The organism is Acinetobacter sp. UBA2063, assembly GCF_002333245.1.
In the GTDB taxonomy this organism is placed as follows: domain Bacteria; phylum Pseudomonadota; class Gammaproteobacteria; order Pseudomonadales; family Moraxellaceae; genus Acinetobacter; species Acinetobacter parvus.
This window is the reverse complement of record NZ_DDAH01000129.1, coordinates 1-634: the sequence shown is the minus strand read 5'-3', so window position 1 is coordinate 634 and position 634 is coordinate 1. Positions and strand designations below refer to the sequence as shown.

General features: G+C 43.2%; 1 protein-coding gene. It reads right to left on the bottom strand.

Translation table 11 applies throughout. The annotated features are described in order from the left end of the window. Positions 1–99 precede the first annotated feature (99 nt). Entirely contained in the window at positions 100–579 is a 480-nt protein-coding gene (locus tag B4H32_RS05900) for a tRNA (cytidine(34)-2'-O)-methyltransferase (protein ID WP_004681526.1), read from the bottom strand. Positions 580–634: the final 55 nt, after the last annotated feature.

Sequence of the window (634 nt, the reverse complement as noted above, 5' to 3'; positions counted from 1 at the left end):
AATAAAGTAGTTTGACTATATGATGAGGTTTGCTTTAAATCTTTAAACATTTAGCCTTTGTTTCGATAAACCTTTACGATGACAGAAAATTTTTAATAATCAAGTCAGTGCTTTAAATCCCTGCTGCCGCCAGGCTTCATAGACGATCACCGCGGTTGCATTAGACAAATTCAAACTTCTTGAATTTTCTGCCATTGGCAAACAAATCCAGTTTTCCTGCGGGAACATCAGGCGTACCTGTTCAGGCAGGCCACGGGTTTCAGGTCCCATCAGCAAGGCGACAGGACGATTTAAATCCACTGTATGTGGTGTGGCAGAACCTTTGGTGGTCAATGGAAAAATATCATTGATGCCAATACCCTTTGCCTTTAAGTCAGCGAGGCAAAGTTCGATACTGTCCCAAATCTGCATTCTTGCCCATTCGTGATAATCCAGGCCTGCACGCTTCAGTTTCTTATCATCAAGCTCAAAGCCCAAAGGCTTGATCAAATGCAGTTGCGCACCTGTATTGGCACATAAACGGATAATATTGCCAGTATTGGCAGGAATTTCAGGCTCGTATAGCACAACATGAATCACAAATATTCTCTACATTGCATGTAAGTCCCCCCTGTGAGGGGGGATTTAGGGGGGT